The organism is Streptomyces sp. Je 1-332, from assembly GCF_040730185.1.
In the GTDB taxonomy this organism is placed as follows: Bacteria; Actinomycetota; Actinomycetes; order Streptomycetales; family Streptomycetaceae; genus Streptomyces.
Genome location: NZ_CP160402.1, coordinates 5,189,751 through 5,207,354 on the forward strand (window position 1 = coordinate 5,189,751; position 17,604 = coordinate 5,207,354).

14 protein-coding genes and 1 pseudogene are annotated in these 17,604 nt (G+C 68.4%); 3 read left to right on the plus strand and 12 right to left on the minus strand.

Annotation, left to right across the window (positions count from 1 at the left end; translation table 11 throughout):
• Nucleotides 1-236: 236 nt before the first annotated feature.
• From ABXJ52_RS23715 to ABXJ52_RS23725, 3 genes are all read right to left on the minus strand, one after another.
• Nucleotides 237-1,076 carry an HAD family phosphatase gene (locus ABXJ52_RS23715; RefSeq protein WP_367044690.1) on the minus strand — a complete coding sequence of 280 codons (840 nt, stop codon included), beginning with the start codon at nucleotides 1,074-1,076 and terminating at the stop codon, nucleotides 237-239.
• A 218-nt stretch (nucleotides 1,077-1,294) separates the two neighbouring features.
• Entirely contained in the window at nucleotides 1,295-1,453 is a 159-nt protein-coding gene (locus ABXJ52_RS23720) for a hypothetical protein (protein ID WP_367044691.1), read from the minus strand.
• 143 nt (nucleotides 1,454-1,596) lie between these two features.
• Nucleotides 1,597-1,743: a TetR family transcriptional regulator gene (locus ABXJ52_RS23725; RefSeq protein ID WP_367044692.1), complete on the minus strand. Its 147-nt coding sequence runs from the start codon at nucleotides 1,741-1,743 to the stop codon at nucleotides 1,597-1,599.
• Between the two features lie 391 nt (nucleotides 1,744-2,134).
• Between ABXJ52_RS23725 and ABXJ52_RS23730 the strand changes: the two genes are divergently transcribed.
• Both ABXJ52_RS23730 and ABXJ52_RS23735 read left to right on the plus strand, forming a co-directional pair.
• A complete protein-coding gene (locus ABXJ52_RS23730; protein ID WP_367044693.1) occupies nucleotides 2,135-3,742 on the plus strand; it encodes an MFS transporter in 1,608 nt (535 codons plus the stop codon).
• Between the two features lie 203 nt (nucleotides 3,743-3,945).
• Nucleotides 3,946-4,145: pseudogene (locus ABXJ52_RS23735) on the plus strand (IS30 family transposase); the annotation flags it as partial.
• On the opposite strand, the gene ABXJ52_RS23740 reads toward ABXJ52_RS23735, so the two are convergent.
• From ABXJ52_RS23740 to ABXJ52_RS23775, 8 genes are all read right to left on the minus strand, one after another.
• Nucleotides 4,145-5,542, minus strand: coding sequence for a lysine 2,3-aminomutase (locus tag ABXJ52_RS23740; protein ID WP_367044694.1), 1,398 nt, complete (start codon nucleotides 5,540-5,542; stop codon nucleotides 4,145-4,147). The pseudogene ABXJ52_RS23735 and the gene ABXJ52_RS23740 overlap by 1 nt on opposite strands.
• On the minus strand, nucleotides 5,526-6,815 hold the full coding sequence (locus ABXJ52_RS23745; protein ID WP_367044695.1) for a pyridoxal phosphate-dependent aminotransferase: 1,290 nt from the start codon (nucleotides 6,813-6,815) through the stop codon (nucleotides 5,526-5,528). The genes ABXJ52_RS23740 and ABXJ52_RS23745 overlap by 17 nt, the downstream gene beginning before the upstream one ends.
• Nucleotides 6,815-8,443: an AMP-binding protein gene (locus tag ABXJ52_RS23750; RefSeq protein WP_367044696.1), complete on the minus strand. Its 1,629-nt coding sequence runs from the start codon at nucleotides 8,441-8,443 to the stop codon at nucleotides 6,815-6,817. Before ABXJ52_RS23750 ends, ABXJ52_RS23745 begins: the two co-directional genes overlap by 1 nt.
• Before the next feature lie 78 nt (nucleotides 8,444-8,521).
• On the minus strand, nucleotides 8,522-8,839 hold the full coding sequence (locus ABXJ52_RS23755) for a phosphopantetheine-binding protein (RefSeq protein WP_367044697.1): 318 nt from the start codon (nucleotides 8,837-8,839) through the stop codon (nucleotides 8,522-8,524).
• Nucleotides 8,836-9,882, minus strand: coding sequence for a ketoacyl-ACP synthase III family protein (locus ABXJ52_RS23760; protein WP_367044698.1), 1,047 nt, complete (start codon nucleotides 9,880-9,882; stop codon nucleotides 8,836-8,838). The genes ABXJ52_RS23755 and ABXJ52_RS23760 overlap by 4 nt, the downstream gene beginning before the upstream one ends.
• A 212-nt stretch (nucleotides 9,883-10,094) precedes the next feature.
• A complete protein-coding gene (locus ABXJ52_RS23765; protein ID WP_367044699.1) occupies nucleotides 10,095-10,973 on the minus strand; it encodes an NAD(P)-binding domain-containing protein in 879 nt (292 codons plus the stop codon).
• 73 nt (nucleotides 10,974-11,046) lie between these two features.
• Complete coding sequence (locus tag ABXJ52_RS23770; protein ID WP_367044700.1) at nucleotides 11,047-12,309, minus strand: cytochrome P450; 1,263 nt, start codon at nucleotides 12,307-12,309, stop codon at nucleotides 11,047-11,049.
• A gap of 33 nt (nucleotides 12,310-12,342) precedes the next feature.
• Nucleotides 12,343-13,521, minus strand: coding sequence for an acyl-CoA dehydrogenase family protein (locus ABXJ52_RS23775; protein ID WP_367044701.1), 1,179 nt, complete (start codon nucleotides 13,519-13,521; stop codon nucleotides 12,343-12,345).
• 421 nt (nucleotides 13,522-13,942) lie between these two features.
• Here ABXJ52_RS23775 and ABXJ52_RS23780 point away from each other — a divergent pair, with 421 nt between their 5' ends.
• A complete protein-coding gene (locus ABXJ52_RS23780; protein ID WP_367044702.1) occupies nucleotides 13,943-15,292 on the plus strand; it encodes an NAD(P)/FAD-dependent oxidoreductase in 1,350 nt (449 codons plus the stop codon).
• A gap of 67 nt (nucleotides 15,293-15,359) precedes the next feature.
• Here ABXJ52_RS23780 and ABXJ52_RS23785 read toward each other — a convergent pair whose 3' ends face one another.
• Entirely contained in the window at nucleotides 15,360-17,471 is a 2,112-nt protein-coding gene (locus ABXJ52_RS23785) for a BTAD domain-containing putative transcriptional regulator (RefSeq protein WP_367044703.1), read from the minus strand.
• Nucleotides 17,472-17,604: the final 133 nt, after the last annotated feature.

Sequence of the window (17,604 nt, forward strand, 5' to 3'; positions counted from 1 at the left end):
GGCACCGCCGACTGACAGGAACATGCAAGCTACGCCCTGGAATTCAGGGCAGAGCTTCGACCGACGTACATCGGCGCCGCGTCCGTTGAGTAGCGTTCTCGGCGTCGGGCCTCCTCGTACTTTGTCGCGAATCCCGTGCTGGGATGACCTGGCATTCCCGCAGGTCAAGGTCTTGTTCCGCTTCAACGTCTGACGCCCGCCACGGCATCGACATGATGACCTGGCAAAAACGCAGGTCAGATGGGGTCGCCCGCTACTGCGGGTGGCCCCGTTTTCGTTCCCGTGCTGGATGGGTGCTGGGTGGGTGCTTGATGAGGTCGGGCGCTGAGTACAGCCCGATCCGCCGCGCGGCGGACCCCTGCCTGACTTTGGGTCTGTTCCCGCCATATGGTCCCGGCTGCTGCTTCGGCGTCGACGGAGCGCAGCAATGGCTCGTCGATGGCGTGTAGTGAGGCGACAAGATGGCGTACCCCGGCCTCGTGCATCAACTGGCGTTGGTAGCTGTGCTCGAACGTGCTGGGATGCCCGATGAAGGCGACATCGAGGGCGCGGGCCGTTTCCGCGACGCGAGCGACGTCGTCGATGAACAGGACCTGGTCGAGGCGGAGACCGAAGACCTCGGTCGAGATCTCTCGTATGCCCGGACGGAAGTCGTTGGTGCAGACGTACTCCGGTCCGTCGAAGAGGTGTTGGTGCCCTTCGAGGAACTGGTCGAAGTGCGACCTGTCCAGCCCTCCGTAGCAGATGGTGTGCAGTCCGAGGCGGCGCAGGCGCTCCAGCAGTTCGACGGCTCCGTCGAGGAGGTGCACCGGACTGGATCGTACGTACGCTGACCGCTCCGCGAAGTAAGAGCGCAGTGCCTGGTCCCCGGTCATCGGGGTGGTGACGGCCTCGGCCAGCCGCTCGCCGGCGACCTGCTGCGGCTGCGAGAAGATGCGCCGTTCCAAGTCGGCGCTGTAGCGGCCGCCGTGGCCCGTGATGAACTGGTGGATGACAGGGCTGAAGGTGTCGTTGAGCAGCACGCCGTCGATGTTCACCGCGGCGAGCCGGAGGTGTCCGAGGCTCTCGTCGTTCATCGAATCTCCGTATTCGGCATGAGGCGCGCATCCGGCCTCAGGTGGATGGTTTTCGCGTCAGGGGGGGAGAGGTGCTTCTCGGTCGCCCCGGCCGCCCCGGAAGCAGGGATGGCCCCGGCAGACGGGACGCTTCTGTTCGCCGTGCGTCTGTTCGCCGTGCGCTGGTGTGCGCCCGCTCCGGAGTGAGATGCCACGTGACGCAGCTGCGGTGCGATCACTCACCTCAGCAGGGTGCCGACGCGTCGGCTCGCCTTGATCGTGGCGGGAGTGGGTTCCGTGATCAGGCCCGGACGGGCCGCCTGCCCCATGAACACGACGCGCTTGGAGTGATCCCGCGGCCGCTCACGGCCCAGGAGTACCTCTGCGTGCCGGTACACGCCGCCGCGTCGAGATCGGCGACGGCGTGCGGACCCCGTCACGCAACTCGCCGCTGTCGCGCGCCCGTTCCAGGCACGCTTCCGTGATCATCGTCCAGTTGCGGTAGAGAGAGGCGTCATGCGTGTCGAAGGTGTTGGTCTGCTCACTGGTGAGGCAGGACACCTGCCCGCAGGGTGGGGTCCCTCTGTAAGTGGAAGTACAGGGCGCCCGGGGTGACTCCCGACCGCTTCGTGATCTTGTTGATGTCGGCGCCGGAGAATCCGAACTCGTCCAACACCTCGGCCGTCACCAAGCGGATCTCCCCCCGAGCCCTGGCAGCGCGTTCCTGTGTGGGTCGCAAGAGCGACACCTCCCCCGAAAACAAAAAGAACACACGTTATGTTACGACCTACAGGGCCGCCGCGCCAGACCCGGGCCTGCCTGAGCGGCCGCGGCCGGCATGCCGGATGGCCGCGCCGAGCTGGTTCCGAGTTTCGAGGAGGGCCCTTCTGGCGCGTCATCACAAGGTAATCGCGAGGTAACCGAATACTTTCAGCCGCACCCATGGAGCGGAATTCGGCTACTTATTTACGAAGTCATCGAAAGCGTGCCTCGCGTGACCGCCCGATTACCCGCAGATTCGAGATCGGCGGTATTCCTGGAGATTGGCTCCCTTTACCAAGACGATGGAAGGCACTTGTATGGACGCCGCTCTCCTCTCCTCCACCCCACGGCGCGCAGGCCCACGTCAGTGGACCGGTCTGGCCATTCTGGCGCTGCCGACGCTGCTGCTCTCCCTCGACGTCACCGTGCTCTTTTTGGCCCTGCCGCATTTGAGCGCGGATCTCGGCGTCACGAGTACCCAGTCCCTCTGGATCATGGACATCTACGGATTCCTGATCGCCGGGTGCCTCATCACGATGGGCACGGTCGGTGACCGCATCGGCCGGCGGCGGCTGCTGTTGATCGGTGGTGCGGCCTTTGGCGCCGCCTCCGTGCTCGCCGCCTATGCGACGACTCCCGAACTCCTCATCGCCACGCGCGCGTTGCTCGGCGTCGCCGGGGCCACACTGATGCCGTCGACGCTCGCTCTCATCATGAACATGTTTCCCGACCCCCGGCAGCGCGGCACGGCGATCGGCATCTGGGTCAGCTGCTTCTCGCTGGGCATCGCCATCGGTCCTGTCCTCGGCGGCCTGATGCTGGAGTACTTCTGGTGGGGCTCGGTCTTCCTGCTCGCGGTGCCCGTGATGGTGCTCCTCCTGGTGCTCGGGCCTGTGCTGCTTCCCGAGTCGCGCGGGGAGGGGGGACGGCTGGACCTGCCGAGCGTGGCGCTCTCGATCGCCGCGATGATCCCGGTGATCTACGGGATCAAGGACCTGGCCAAGAACGGGTTCTCGGTCCTCGGGATCGCCTCGGCGGTCGTCGGCGTGGGCATCGGCTGGGCATTCGTCAAGCGACAGCTGGGGCTGGAGCACCCGCTGCTCGACCTCCGTCTCTTCGCCACCCGCCGGTTCACGGCGGCCCTGGTCATCGTGCTGTTCGGTCTGCTGGCCATTGGCGGGGTCTACCTGTTCGTGACGCAGTATCTGCAGCTGGTGCACGGACTCTCGCCGCTCGGTGCCGGGCTGTGGCTGCTGCCCGCCGCGCTCAGCATGGTGGTCTCCTCCATGGTCGCGCCGGCACTCGCCCAGCGGATCCGGCCCGGCGTCGTCGTCGGCGCGGGATTGTTCGTGTCCGCTGCGGGGTTCCTGACGCTCGCTCGGGTACCGGTGGACGGGCTGCCGCTGCTCGTCTTCGGCTTCACTCTTGTCTATCTGGGCATCGGACCGATGATGGCGCTCGGCTCCGACCTGATTGTCGGCTCCGCGCCGCCGGAATCGGCTGGTTCCGCGGCCGCCGTCGGGGAGACCGGCATGGAGATCGGGATCGCGCTCGGCATCGCGACCTTCGGCAGTTTCGGCACCGCCGTCTACCAGTCCCAAGTGCTCGGGGAGGAGTTCGCCCAGGCCCCCGCCGCTGTGGTGGAGGCTGCCCGCGACTCGCTGGCCGCGGGCGTCTCCACCGCGGCCGACCTGCCGGGCGCCGCTGCCCTGCTGGCGCCTGCGCGTGAGGCCTTCACCGACGCCTTCAACGCGGTCAGTCTGGCCGGCGGGTTGCTCGTCGCGCTGCTGGCTGTCGGCGCGTTCGTCGCACTGCGCGAGGTCCAACCGCCCGGGGAGGCGCACGACGCGGGGGAGGCGCACGACGCGGGGGAGGCGCACGACCCCGCGAAGGACTCGTCCGCCTCCCTCACGGCCTCCGCCTGACAGGCGCGATGGACGCCGAAGTTCCGTAGGAGCGGCGGCCACTGGGACGAGGGAGGTCGCTCCGCGAGCGGGAGGAATACCTTCGGCTGGCGGATCTTCTTGTGGATCTTGGGGTGGGCGCCACGGAGGCCTGCCGGATCGTCGGCGTCAACCGCCGCACCGGCAGGAGATGGCTGTACGGCCGGCAGGCATCCGGGAGGAACAAGCGGGCGAGTTCGTGGGACCAGGGATGCGAGATGGCCGCTCGCCACGTGTTCACCATCGCCCGCGACACCCCGGTCCACTTCTGCGCCCGGCACCCCCCGAGCACCTGGAGGCCGTGGCCGCCGAACTCAACAGCCGGCCACGTCAGACGCTCGGCTGGGAAACCCCAGCCGAGCGTCTGACGAACCTGCTCGCGTCCTACACCGTCTCCAGCAGCTTCAACTCCTCGGCGGCGTTCGGCAGTTCCAGCGGCTGCTCCATCGGAGGGTCGAAGGGGAACCGGTCCGCGAAGGCGGGCTTGAGGTCGTCGAGCCACACCGCGTTGGGGTCGTAACGGGCGAAGAACGGCTTGCCCACCAGCGAGGAGTTGCGCGCCTGGAGCATCCGCAGGGCGAAGACCTTCTCGCCCGCCAGCTCCAGCACGCCGTCCACGCAGACCTTGCCGGGCGTCGCCGACATCGACGGGCCTCGGACGGTCCGGGCCAGCCCCGAGACGTTCCGGTACGCCGCCTGGTAGATCTCGTACGCCCGGGCGAGCGGCACCGCGAAGTAGTCCTGCGGGCCCGTGTCGCGCTCCACGAACATGTAGTACGGAACCATTCCCATCCGGGTCTGGGTGCGCCACATCGCCTGCCACACGTCCGCTTCGTCGTTGATCGTGCGGATCAGCGGCGCCTGGGTGCGGATGACGGCGCCGGTGTCCTGGATACGGCGGACCGCCGTGGACACCAGGGCAGGCTCCAGCTCGCGCGGGTGCGTGAAGTGCGCCATGAAGGCAAGGGACTTGCCGGCGGCCGTGACCTTCTCGAACAGCCTCAGCACCTCGTCCGCGTCGTTGTCGCCCACGAAGGTGTCCGGCCAGTACGCCAGGGATTTCGTGCCTATGCGTATCGACTCCAGCTGTTCGACCTCCAGGAGCGGCTCGACGTACCGGCTGAGCACCGCGGCCGACATGATCATCGGGTCGCCGCCGGTGAACAGGACGCTCGTGACCTGCGGGTGGCTCTGGAGGTACGCCTTGAGGCCGTCGACCTCCTGACCGGCCATCTTGAGGTCCGGGTCCCCCACGAACTGCGCCCACCGGAAGCAGTAGGTGCAGTAGGCATGGCAGGTCTGGCCCTGCTTCGGGAAGAACAGCACCGTCTCGTCGTACTTGTGCTGCACGCCCGGCAGCGTCCCGTCGCCGAAGCTCGGCATGTTGAGCTCCATCTGGCCTGCCGGATGCGGGTTGAGACCGGCCCGCACCCGGTTGGCGGCCGCGTTGAGCTCGCGCTTGGGCGCGCCGGAGCGCAGCAGGCCGGCCAGGTGGGCGACGTCCTTCGCAGGCAGCATGTCCGGCTGTGGGAACACCAGCCGGTAGATCGGATCGTCGGGCGCCGCGTCCCAGTCGATCAGTTCCTCCAGGACGTACGGGTTCGTCCGGAAGGGCAGGACGGTGGCCACGGCCCTGGCCGCCAGCCGCTCGTCGGGGCCGAGTCCCGCGCGCTGCAGCAAACCGTCGAGGTGCGCGGCGGTGTACGCGCGGAACTTGTGGGGTGCCCGGCCCGCACCGGAGTCGGGACGCTGTGCGGATTCGGCTTCATTCGGCGAGAACACTGACATCGGTCCTTGTCTGGTGCAACAGCTTGGCGAGGCTCTCCTCGATGCGTGAGAGAGCCTGGGAAATGTGCGGCAGCCGCAGTGGGTCGTCGGAGGCGAGCGCGGCATGGCGCAGCTCGTCCGTGTCCCCGTAGAGCTGGCAGGTCGCGATCCGGAAGCGCAGGGTCTCCGGGCGGTCCCCCAGGTGGTGTCCGCCCAGGACCGCGACGCCGGACTGTTCCAGGAGACGTTCCTGGAGGGAGACGGAGTCCGTGATGCCGAGCCGGGCGAGCGCCTCGCGCTTGGGTTCCAGGTCGGGATAGAGGTAGAAGGCGCCCGTGGGGCTGCGGCACAGCGCGCCGGCGTCGACGAGCACACGGTGCACAGCCGCGGCCACGACACCGTGCAGGCGGGTGCAGCGTGCGATGTAGGCGGTCAGCTCCGGCGGTTCGGCGAACGCGTACGCCGCGACCTCCTGCATAGGGCCGGCCAAGTTGGACCACACCTCGCTGGCGGCGGACGCCACGCGGTCGCGGATCCCGTCGCCCCGCGTCCCCTCGGGGAAGCGCGCGGCTCCGATGCGCCAGCCGCCGATCGCCAGGTTCTTGCTCAGCCCGGTGGTGACGACGGTGCGTTCCGGCGCGGCCTCGACCGGGCTGAGGAAGGGCTCGGTCGGGTCGTGCAGCACATCCCGGTAGATCTCGTCGGAGACGATCAACAGGTCAAGTTCCCGGGCGAGCGCGCACAGTTCCCGGACCAGCCCGGGCGGCGCGTACGTGCCCGTCGGGTTGTCCGGGAGGGTCAGGATCAGGATGCGAGGGTCGTCGCCCGCGGCACGCGCGGCGAGCACGGTGTCCCGCAGCAGCTTCGGATCGGGCACGCCGCCGCAGAGGTCGGGCAGGTCCACGCCGAAGACCTTCTTGCCCATGGCGCGGGCCTGCGGGGCGTACGTGTTCCAGGCGGGACGCGGGATGACCAGGTCGCCCGGCACCACCATCTGGAGCGCCATCAGAAGGGGCTTGCTGCCCGGCGCGACGATGATCTGCTCGGGCCGGGTGGGCAGTCGGCGGCGGTCGAAGTAGCCGGCGACGGCCTCGCGTACGGCGAGGTCCCCCACCACGGCCCCGTACGCGCTGCGCCGCGCGCCCTGAGCCAGCCGGTCGACCAGGCCGGGGAACACCGGCAGCCGGGACTCGCCGAACCCGAGGTGGAGGATGTCCTCGCCACCCGCGCGGCGCTCGGCGACGAGCTGGTCAAGTGCCATGTTCGGCGAGATCTTCCTGCTGGCCATCAGGGTCCCTCCCGGCCCGTGACGACCGTGCTCCTCGGGGCGAACAACTCCCGGAGCCGGGCACGGTCGATCTTTCCGTGGGTGTTGACCGGCATGTCGTCCAGGGAGTGGATCTCCTGGGGGACCATGTAGCCGGGAACGGCGCGCGCGCAGTGCGCCCGCAGCGCCGTCTCGTCGAAGGGTCCGGCGGCGTCCGCCTCCGGCACGACGAAGGCGGTGAGGACCGGGTCGCCGGTCTCGCCGCGGGGCTCAAGGAGCAGGCAGGCCGCAAGCGCGACGCCTGGGGCGCCCATGACGCAGCGCTCCACCTCTCCCAGGTCGACGCGGTTGCCGAGGACCTTGACCTGGTGGTCGGCGCGGCCCCGGAAGTACAGCTCCCCGTCGACGCCGCGCACCGCGAGGTCCCCGGTGCGGTAGACGACCTTTCCGGACTTGGGCGACAGCGGGTCGGGGACGAGAGCGGCGCGGGTCGCCTCGGGATCGTTCCAGTAACCGGTGAAGAGCGCCGGGCTGTGGAGGTAGATCTCGCCGAGGACGCCAGGCTCCACGATCGCCCGGTCGGACTCGTCGACGAGCACGAGGTCGGCGCCCGGGTGGCCGAAGCCGATCGAGAGCCGGTCGGTGCCGTCGGGCAGGGGACGCGGGACATCGGCGAAGGAGCAGGCGACGGACTCGGTCGAGCCGAAGCAGTTGACGATCCGCGCGCCGGGCTGCGCTTTCTGCAGTGCCCGCAGCTCCGCGAGAGGGAACTCCTCGCCGGAGAACAGCACACCCCGCAGGCTGAGCCGGGCGAGCCGCTCGGGCTCGTAGGTCAGCACATTGCGCCAGATCGACGGCGCCCCGTTCACGTGGGTCGCCGCTACCTGGTCGAGGAAGGCCAGGAACTTGCGGGGCCACGGCAGCAGTTCGCGCGGGACCGGCACGACGGCCGCTCCGCTGCCCAGGGCGAGGCCGGTGTCGAGCAGCGAGAAGTCGAACTGGAGGGGTGAGGTGGAGGCGACCCGGTCGCCGGGCCGGACGATGTCGTGGGCGAGCATGCCTCGGTAGAAGGAAATGATGGCCCGGTGGCTCATCACCACTCCCTTGGGCACGCCCGTGGTGCCGGAGGTGAAGATGATGTAGGCGGGGTCGGTACAGACCAGCTCGGTTCGGTGCGAGGCGGTGACGACGGGGGCCCGCTCGGCCAGCAGGTGGTCGGGACCGAAGGTCGCGAGTCCGACGGACACCGGTATGTCAGGGCGTTCGTCCGTTCCGACGGCCCGCAGGTGCAGTACGGGTTCGGCCGCGGCGACGATGGCCTGGAGCCGCTGCCGGGGCACGCCGGGGCTCACAGGGATGAACGGGACGCCCAGCGACGCGCAGGCGATCAAGAGCGCGATGGCGGCGCCGGAGTTCTCCGACTCCACGACCACCCGGTCGCCGATGCCGAGGCCCAGGTCGCTCAGCCGTGACGCGTAGAACTGGGCCTGACGCTCCAGTCCCAGGTGGGAGGTCTCACGGACCGTACCCTCGAAGAAGTCGACGACGGCGGGGAGGTCGGGCGCGGCGGCCACCCCCGCCAAGAGGAATTCATGCAGGAACTCACTTCCTGGCCCTGCTTCGCGCAGCTGACTTCGACCTGTTTCCAAGACGCGCTCTCCCTAGTTTCCTTGCTCTGTTCGGAAGTCCTGCTCCACCACTCCGGGGTGCTTTGTCCAGCCGCATATTCAGCTGGTGGCCGGCGCCACCGCGCAACGCTCCACCAACTGGCTCATCGCCTCGACACTGCAGAAGTTCTCCAGAACCATCTGGTCGTCCGGGACTTCGAAGTCGAAGGTGCGCTCGACGTAGCGCACCAGCTCCATCGCGAAGAGCGAAGAAGCCAGGCCCAGCTCGAAGATGTCGTCGTCGTCCCGCACCGTCTCGTCGGGGAAGCGCCGCGCGATGAAGTCCCGGATGGGGCTGATGACGCCGACGCCGGCGGCTTCCCACTGCTGCCCGGGCTCGCGGCCCGTGTCCGCCGCGTCCCGGACCCCGCCGGTCATCGGGTGACCGACCAGTCGGGCGCGTCCTGGACCTCGAGGACGGCGGTGCCGAAGCTCCAGCCGCCGCCGGTGCCGACGAGCACCACCTTGTCGCCGGGGCGGGCCTTGCCGCTCTCCAGCAGGTGGTTAAGGCCGGCGATCTGGTCGCCTCCCCCGAGGTGGCCGACCTGGCGGCCCCACTCCCAGGTGGTGCGTGACTGGTCGATGCCGAGCGACTTGAGCAGGTCCCAGTCGAAGAGCGAGCATCCGACGTTGGGGTACACGAACCACGCCACGTCGGCGATCGTGGTGTCGGCGTCGGCCAGGGCCGCGTCCATGGACTGCTGCTGGCGTTTGTCGAGACTGACCATGACCGACATCAGGTTGACGCCGCCCGCGAGGTACTGGTCCTTGCGGGGGCCGAGGCTGATGGGCCAGGACGCCGGGTCGCTGTAGTCGGACCATGGCGCGTCCCCGCGCCAGAACCCCTCGTGCGCGGGATCGCTGACCACGTTGCTGGAGAGCACCTGTGCCACGCCGCTGCCGCGGGTGAGGACCAGTCCGGTCGCCCCGTCGGCCAGGACGATGCCGCTGTCCGTCGCGTACCGGTCGAACAGCGGGCCGGCGAACTTGTCGCTGGTGGTGACCAGGGCAGCGGAGGGCGCCGGGCGCGCGGAGACGTACGCGGCCGCGAGGTCGAGGGCGGCCATGCCGCCGTTGGACGCCTGGCCCACGTTGAACGCGGAGGCGCCGGACCGGCCGAGCACCTTGCCCTGGACGTAGGAGGCGGGGCTTGCGAGGTCCAGGCCGGTGAAGCCCACGCTCGCATACGTGAGCAGATCGATGTCGCCGGGGTCCGTCCCGGCGCGGTCCAGGGCGGCCGCGGCCGCGGAGACGGCCATATCGGGGGGAAATTCTTCGGCGGAGGCGACCCGAATGGCGACGAACTCATCGGACTCCGCCTCGGCGGCGTCGTAGCGCCCTTGCGCGACGGTCTCTCGGACGTCCTCCTTCGCGCACAGATATGCCGCTGTTCCCGCGACGTAGACGTCCTTCCATTTCATTCCGGACTCCTCCTTGTGAAGCGATACCAGCAATTCCATACGAACGTAGCCGAGCACACTCCTCGTCAACTCATGTCCGGTACAGCGACAGGTAATTGACCACTCACCTTCGATCAATTCGGGCGTGCGCATGCGCCGTCCGGGCTGTCGAAATGGCCAGGGGGCCTGACACGTGCTGTGTCAGACCCCCTGCGTGCTTGGTCGTGCGGCGCCTACTTCTTGAACGCCTCGACCAGGCTGGAGAGCGCGTGCGTACCGTGCCCCGCAGCGACGCGCTTCTCGATCAGCGCCTGGATGGCGACCGACATGTCGCTGTTGATCCCCAGCTGGTTGCTCGTCTTCACGAGATGGGAGATGGCAGCCTTGTTGACGTTGAGGCTGGAGATCTCGGTCTCGAACGAAGCCGAGTCGATCTCCTCGGCGCTTTCCGGGATCGCCGGAGTGATGACGTGCTCGATCCAGGTGTTCGCGAAGGGCAGGAACTCGGCAGCCGAGACGCCTACGGTGCTGACCAGGGCCTGGGCGTGGAAGTAGCCGGCGAGGCTGGACCACAGCATGGTGAGCAGTGCGAGGTCGTAGATCATCGGTACACCGGCGTCGGTGCCGAGGTAGACGCTGTTGCCACCGAGCAGCTTCAGCAGCTCCTCCTGCCCGGCGAACACCTCCTGGGCGCCGCCGTAGAAGATCAGGGCCTCGGGAAGGCCGATCATCTGCGGGACGGCCATGATGGCACCGTCCAGGTACTGCACACCGTGGTCCGCGGCCCAGGCGGCAGCGCTGCGCGCCTCGTCCGGGGTACCGGAGGTGAGGTTCACGACGACCTTGCCCCGGAGCGCGTCGCTCAGCGGCCCGAACAGGTCGTTCATGACGTCGTAAGTGGACACGCACACCACGATCACGGGGCTCGCGTCCACCGCTTCCCGGACGTCGCCGGCCGCGACCGCACCCTTGGCAACCAGGGCGTCGGCCTTGCCTGCCGAACGGTTCCAGACGGTGGTCCGGTTGCCGTTCCGGACGAACGCATCGGCCAGGGCGGCACCCATCATGCCCAGGCCCAGTACGGTCACGGGCCCCTGGTTGGTGTTGCTCATTGACTGACTCCTTCTGTTGGTTCTTCCATACGTTTGGCTGCCGGCGTGGGTGCCGGGCAGCCAAGTCGTGGGGTCATCGCGCAGCCACGGCCGGTGCGGCGGGTTCGCCGAGGAGCGCCGGCAGCGCGGCATGGCCGTTGGAGATGAACGACGGCAGGGGTCTGATGCGCTCCGGCTCGGTCAGCGCCGCTTCGGGGAAGCGGGCGAACAGGGCGGGCAGTCCGATCGTGGCTTCCAACCGGGCCAGCGGGGCGCCCACGCAGTGGTGGACTCCGTGCCCGAAGGAGACGTGCTCCTTGCGCGTGGGCCGGGTGGGATCGAACTCATCCGCCGTCGCGCCGTGCACCAGGGGGTCACGCCCCGCGGCGCCGAAGGCGATGACGATCGGGTCGCCCTTCGCGATGGTCACATCGTCCAGCCGGATCTCCTCCACCGCGTACCGCATGGGCAGATTGGCGAACGGTGCCTCGAGGCGGAGTACCTCATCGACCACGTCCTCCCAGGGGAGTTCGCCGCTGCGCGCCGCCCGCAGCCGCTCGGGGTGGGTGAGCAGCAGGTGGATCGCGTGATCGAGGAGATTGACGGTCGTCTCATGGCCGGCCGTGAACATCAGGAGGATGGTGTCCACGAGTTCGCGCTCGCTGAGCCCCACGCCCCCCTCGTCGTCACGCACCAGAACGAGGTCACTGATCAGATCGTCGGCCGGATTCCCGCGCTTGACCGTCACCACCTCGTGGAGAAGGCGGTACAGAACAGTCTCGTTGGCCTTTGCTTCCTCCGGGGTCGCCGTGGTGTCAAGGATGGCGTGGACGGATCTGAGCAGACCGGGCCGTATGTCGTCCGGGATGCCGAGGAGCTCCGAGATGACCTGGGTGGGCAGCGGGTAGGCGAACTGGGCGCGCAGGTCCACCGGTTGGCCTGTGGGCGACTTGGCCAGTGAGCCGAGCAGGGCCTCGGTGATCTCCTCGATGCGGGGACGTAGCCCGGCGGTCCGGCGTGCGGTGAAGGCCCGGGCCACCAGTTTGCGCAACCGCTTGTGCTCGTCGCCGTACGCAGTGATCATGTTGCGGTCCGCCACCCACATGGCCAGTGACCACGTCTGGGCGAACTCGCTCTCTCCGTTTCCCCACTGGGGCCAGTGCCGGTACGGGTCCCGGGAAACCCGTGGGTCCGTGAGCAACTGCTTGACCAGCGCCTGGTCGGTGACCCACCAGGCGGTGACGTCTCCGGGGAGCCGCACCCGCGTCGCTCGCCCCTGCTCGCGCAGATAGGCGGACTCGCCGTGGACGTCACCGCCGGTGACGTCGATGGCGTACGGGCATGTACTTGTTGTCATCGGGGAACCTCGTCTCCGCTTCCCGGCCGGTGGTTACAGGAACAGGCTGTCGGGGTCCAGTCCGAGCAGAACCCGGCCGTGTACCTCGAGGCCCATGTTCGGAGCCATCAGACCGTGCCGGGACAGGCCCTCCAGGTCGCGGTAGAAGCGCTGGAAGGGGGACTTCCTGGCCAGCGCGGATCCGCCGCTCACCGAGTGCAGGGCCTCCACCGCCTCCTTGACCAGCTGGATCGCTATACCGGCCTGGCCGCGCACCGCGGCCTTCTCCTCCCAGCTGGGCTGCTCGCCGTCGTCCGCGCGCTGCTGGAGCACCGGCAGGAAGTTCGTCGTCAGCGCCTCGGCGGCTGCGATCTTGTTCGCGGCTGTGGCCACCTGAAGCTGGGTGAGCGGGTGTTCGCGCTGGTCGGTCCAGTTGCTGTAGGCGATGCCGCGGCCGTTCAGCTGCTCGACGAAGACTTCGTACGCCGCCTTGGCCATACCGATGTAGGCGGCCACGGACTCCACCACGACAAAGCTGATGAGGCCGTAATTGCGGCCGGTGGCACCGGTGTTGGAGCGTCGGCCGGTGGTGCCGAGGACGGCCTCCTCGGAGGTGGCGACCCGGTGCTCGGGGACGAAGACGTCCGTCGCGGTCGTGGTGGAGCTGCCGGTCGCGGCCGCGGCGGAGACGTGCCAGTCGTCGGCGATGGTCAGCTCGGACATCGGGACGATGGCGAAGACTTCTTCGACGGTGCCGTCGGGGTGCTCGAGCTCGGCGGCGAGCAGGTCCCAGTGAGCGCCGCGGCAGCCTGAATTGAACCGCCAGGAGCCGTTGAGGACGTAACCGCCGGGTGCGGGGACCATCTTGGCGGTGGGCGTGAACCCGCCCGATATCCGTACGGATCCGCCCTCGAAGATCTCCTCCTGCGCCTTGTCCGGGTACAGGCTGGCCATCCAGGCGCTGGAGACCCAGGCCACGGCGGCCCAGCCGGTGGAGCCGCAGCCGCGGGAGATCTCGGTGAGGACCTCGTACTGGTCGGCCAGCGGAAGGTCCAGGCCACCGAAGCGTTGGGGCACGGCCATGCGGAAGACGCCGGCTTCTTCCAGGAGGTCGATGTTCTCCTGCAGGATCCAGCGCTGGTCTTCCGACTCGAGACCGTTCTCCCTGAGTTTCGGGACGATGTCCCGCACCGCCTTCAGGACATTCTCGGCCTCGTTCGTGGTCTCCGTCACCCTGACTCCTTGTGGATTTAATCGCGACGTTTTCGATTTAAAGAGCTCGCTGCTGCTGTGTCCGAAGGTAGTCCATGGTGATTTCCGAAGGCTCATCGAGAGGTAATCGGTGGCTCGCTCCAGAAGGCCCGTCCCTCCTGTTCGAAGCCCTATCGGGCAATTCTTCGGTAACTGGCAGATAATTCCGGTCCGAAATGTCGCCGGCGTGATCATCGGTTATCGGGCGATGAGGGGAAGGAGTCCATCCGAGGAGGGGCCGTGCCACAAACTTCCGTATCCCGTTGTGACGTTCTCGAGCAGCAGCGGTCGAAAATACCCGGCTCGCCCCATCAGCAAGGGAAGCGGAATGAAGTTCAGCAAGGACCAGGAATTCTCGCGGGGTCGTCACGCTGCGCGGCCCTCGCGGCGCAGCGTGCTCAAAGTGGGTGCCGCCGCAGCCGCGGCAGGCACCGGCGCGACACTGCTCGGAAATGCCACCGTGCACGGCGCCGAGGAGGAGGTCCATGACGCCATCGTCATCGGCGCCGGCTTCGCGGGCGTCACGGCCGCGAAGGAGCTCCGGGCCAAGGGCAAGAAGAAGGTGCTGATCCTCGAGGCTCGCGACCGCATCGGGGGCCGTACCTGGACCAGCACCTTCGCCGGCGAGAAGGTCGAGATGGGTGGCACCTGGGTCCATCAGAAGCAGGCCCACATCTGGGGTGAGATAGATCGTCTGGGGATACCACTGATAACCGACGAGGGCCCCACGAAGGCCATCTTCCCGACCGAGGGCGGCGGTTACGCCGAGGTCGACATGGTGGAGGGGTTCACTCGCCAGACGAAGCTGCTCGAGAAGGTTCTCGAGGGCTCGCGGGACTACTTCCCCGAGCCGTACGACCCCTTCAAGCGTCAGGACCTGCTCGCGGACCTCGATGGTCTCTCCCTGCGCGACCGATTCGACCAGCTGCGTTTCTCCCCCATCGAAGAGGCCTACCTCCACAGCACCACCGGTGCGTACGGCGGTGGCCTCGCCCGTGGCGCGCTGACCCAGCTGGCCCACTGGTGGGCGCTGTCCGACTGGAACATGGACACCTTCCAGGCCATCAACACCATCCGTCCGACCATCGGTCTGCCCGGTGTGCTGCAGAAGCTGCTCGATGAGTCGGGCGCCCGGGTCGCGCTCAACGCACCGGTCTCGTCGGTCACCGACGACGGCACGGTCGTGCGTGTCACCGCGGGCGGCAGGACGTACCGGGGTGCCACCGCCGTCGTCGCGGTGCCGACGAACCTCTGGAACTCCATCGACTTCAAGCCCGGTCTGCCGGCCGAGTACCGGCGTATGGCCACCCAGACCGTCGGTGTGCCGACCACGAAGAAGGTCTGGCTGCACGTGGCCGGTGACATCGGCCGGCCCCTCGCCAACACCGCCGCGGGCGAGCTCATCGACGGCCTGATCCCGATGATGAAGACGTCGAGCGGTCTGATCATGCTTGCCTTCAGCGTCAGCCCCGACCTCGACGTCAGGAACAAGACGCAGATCCAGTCGGCGGTCAGGAAGTTGATCCCGGCCGCTGAGGTCCTCGAGGTCAAGGGGAAGGACTGGGGTGCGGACCCCTATGCCAAGGGTGGCTGGACCTTCAAGCGTCCCGGACAGCTGCTCGGCAGCCTGCGCGCGGTCCGCCAGCGCCAGGGCCGTATCGCCTTTGCCACCAGTGACATCTCCACCGGCTGGAACGGCTACGTCGATGGAGCCGTGGAGTCGGGACTGCATGCGGCCGGCCTGCTGGTCTGAGGGGTCACGAGGGGGGGGCCGGCAGTCCGCGAGCGGACTGCCGGCCCCCCCTCGTCGTACAGGTATGTCAGTTCCTCGATGCCAGGGACGGCAGCGGGCGCGCGGGCCGGCCGAGGCCGCGATCGGATCCGGGAGGGAGGGTGATGGTCGTGACGCTGTGCGGAGCGCTCGCCCAGTCCGGCCGGCTGTGCAGCAGTTCGGGCCTGGATCCCGCTATGACCATGAGCGGTACGGGTGGTGAGGGATGCCCCAGGGATTCGATGAAGTCGAGCAGGGGCTCGTGCGCCAGATGCAGATCGTCCAGGAGCAGCACCAACGGGCGGCGGCCGGTGGCCATCTCCGCGAACTGACGCCAGGCTTCCAGCCAGATCTCCGTTCCGAAGTCCTTCACCGGGCGGACCGTGGGATCGATGAAGGGGACGAGCCGGGCTCCGAGCCAGTTCGCCTTGCCCTCGTCGCCTGCGAGGCTCCGCAGGGTCGCTTTCAGCTTGCCCTTGATGGTGCGGGACGAGTCGTCCTCCGACACCCCGCAATACGCCGAGAGGATCATGGAGTGGAGCAGGTACGGGTCGTCCTCGAAGGTGAGTGACCGGCTGAGGAACAGCGGTCGGACACTGTGCAGTTCGGCCTCGGCCTGCCGCTTGAACCGCGTGAACAGACAGGCCCGCGCGGCGTCGGAGGGGCTGAGCACCGTGACCCGGTGGGTCCTGGCCCACTGGTCCGCGTGCCTCAGGAGCCGGACGAGCAGGTCCAGTTCGCGTCGGTGCTCCGCTTGCCCGGCGGCGTACGGCTCCGCGGACGTGGGCTCTTCGGGGAGGTTCCGCTGTACCTGCCAGCGGTCCGGTGCTTCGGCGACCCGGCGGTAGTCGAAGAGGGGCTCGGTCGCCTCTCGCGTCCGGCCGCAGACCTGGATCTCGTGGGCGGGCACGTGGGGCAGCAGGGTCTGGCACTCGCTCAGCAGTGTTCCCTTCGCCGGCGGAGCGGTGGTGCGGCTGTCGTCATCGAGCCGCATCAGTGCCTCGCCCGTGGTCACCGCGATCTGTACGGAGATGCCCGCCGCGGCTGGCCCCTTCGGGTCCGGCCCCGTCGCACCGTCACGGATCGCGATCGCCGCGCGCACGGCACGCTCGGCATGGTGGTGCTCCTGGGGATCGGTGGGGAACAGGCCGAAGAGGACGTCACCCAGCGAGCCGGCGACCGTTCCCCCGTGCCACTCGATCTCCTGCTGGGCCCGGGCGGCAGGGTAGGCGAGCTTGGCGTCCACGTCCTCGCAGTCCACCGCGTCCAGGTCCATCCCCGGGCCAAGACCGGTGCGCACCAGCAGGACGCTTGCGTCGCGGCGCTCCCACACCTTGGATTCGGCTTCCCGAGCGGTGGGTTGGGGGCGCGGGGCGGTCGTCACGGCTTTCGAGGGGACCGGCGCCTGGAGGGAGGTGTCGTGGGTGAGGATGTCCTGCTGCAGCTGCTGCAGTTCACGGATCGGCTCCAGGCCCAGGTCGTCGGAGAGCGCGGTGCGCAGCCCGCTGTAGACGCTCAGCGCGTCGGCCTGCCGGCCGCACCGGTAGAGCGCGAGCATCAACTGCCTGCAGGAACGCTCGCGCAGGGGCTCGGCGTCGACCATCGATTCGAGCTCGCCGAGTACGGCGTAGTGCTGTCCGGAGGCCAGTCGGGCCTCGAAGTAGTCCTCCTGGACGTCGAGCCGGGTGTTCTGCAGGGTGGTCAGTTCGGGCCAGATGAAGCCGGCCTCCACCAGGTCGGAGAGGGCGGGGCCGCGCCACAGTTCCAGTGCTTCCCGCAACAGCCTCGAGGCCTCTTCCGCCGCGCCCGCGGCCAGTTGGGCCCGGCCTTCGCCCACCCACCGGTGAAACAGATGCAGGTCGATGTCGTCGCGGTCGACCCGCAGGGAGTAACCGGGCGCCTGGGTCCGCAGCTCGACCGCGTTGTGCTCGTCGTCCGTGACGCCGCCGGCGAGCGCTCGGCGCAGCCCCCAGACGGCGTTCTGCAGGATCTTGCGGGCGGTGGCCGGAGGTTCCTCCACGCTCCACAGCGCCCTGAGGAGCTGGCTGCTGGGCACCACCTGGTTCGGCTGGAGGAGAAGGAATCCGAGTGCGGCACGCTGCTTGGTTCCTCCCAGGGGGAGGGTCTGACCTTCGGAGACAGCTTCGAGCGGACCCAGCATGCGAAACCACATAGATACCCCCAACGTGTGTTACCGGCAGGCTGCGAGTGAGGCGTCGCGAAACGCGCAGTGCCTCGCCCAGCGGCAGATCTTTCTCGGCCACTGTGCAAAGAATAAACCAAACGATCGTTTT